Origin of the sequence: Lentzea aerocolonigenes (assembly GCF_000955955.1) — a bacterium.
Taxonomy (GTDB): Bacteria; Actinomycetota; Actinomycetes; order Mycobacteriales; family Pseudonocardiaceae; genus Lentzea; species Lentzea aerocolonigenes_A.
In genome coordinates this window covers 1-268 of the sequence record NZ_JYJG01000205.1, presented here as the reverse complement: position 1 = coordinate 268, position 268 = coordinate 1, and the positions used below count along the sequence as shown (strand labels likewise).

The 268-nt window shown below is 63.8% G+C and carries 1 protein-coding gene; it reads right to left on the bottom strand.

All coding sequences use genetic code 11. The features are described 5' to 3' along the window. The coding region (locus UK23_RS52925; protein ID WP_045314203.1) for a hypothetical protein at window positions 1-268 on the bottom strand (268 nt) is incomplete at both ends.

Below are 268 nucleotides of genomic sequence, written 5' to 3'. Positions count from 1 at the left end.
GTGAGGACGACACCGATGCGGTTGTTCGTCATCTCGAAGTTCGCGACATCACCGGTCTGCTCGGTCCACGACGACCACAACGTGCCGTCCTTCACCACGAGCGACCCGTTCTCACGCAGCACACCGATGCGGCCCGCGGCCAGTTCGACGTCCTTGGCACCGTTCATCTGACCGACCCAGCCCGCGAACAGGTCACCTTCCTTCACCGTGACCTCGCCGCTGCTGAGCACGACACCGACGCGGTTCGGGGTGAGGTCGAAGTCCTTGA